At 38.1% G+C, this 436-nt stretch carries 1 protein-coding gene; it reads right to left on the reverse strand.

Translation table 11 applies throughout. The annotated features are described in order from the left end of the window. Window positions 1-103: 103 nt before the first annotated feature. A complete protein-coding gene (locus tag PGY05_RS16380; protein WP_004843519.1) occupies window positions 104-334 on the reverse strand; it encodes a helix-turn-helix domain-containing protein in 231 nt (76 codons plus the stop codon). Window positions 335-436: the final 102 nt, after the last annotated feature.

The raw sequence follows: 436 nt of genomic DNA on the forward strand, positions 1-436 counted from the left end.
GGTTGCGTATCAGAAGAAGCACATGGTATAATCTTCTTGCGTGTAGGTATATCATGGCTTCGGTCTGATAGAACCTTTGGCGGTTTCTTTGGAAGCCGCCTTTTTAATTTGCCGCAGTTCTTGTTACGGCTTTTACATTTCCTCTATCCCTCAAATCACGACCTTCATTCGCTTCCATAAACATTTCCAGAATATCGGTTTTAATCAGGACTTTGCGACCAACCTTTAATACTGGAAGTTTCTTCCATTCTACAAGCTGTCTTAAGGTATTTCTGCCGATTCCCGTATAGTCAGCAGCTTCTTCGATGGATAATGCAATTTTTCTTTGCGTCATATAATCACCTCCTTATAAATTGCATTATGCAATTCTTGTGATGTAAGTATATCCTTTTCATATCTTTTTGTCAAGCGTTACGAAATATCAAAAACAAACTTT

This window comes from Coprococcus sp. AF51-11b1 (genome assembly GCF_027682785.1).
Taxonomy (GTDB): domain Bacteria; phylum Bacillota; class Clostridia; order Lachnospirales; family Lachnospiraceae; genus Allocoprococcus; species Allocoprococcus comes.

Bases quoted from the DNA above. Each gene is read 5' to 3' on its own strand.
- PGY05_RS16380 (WP_004843519.1), bottom strand. From the start codon at position 334: ATGACGCAAAGAAAAATTGCATTATCCATCGAAGAAGCTGCTGACTAT.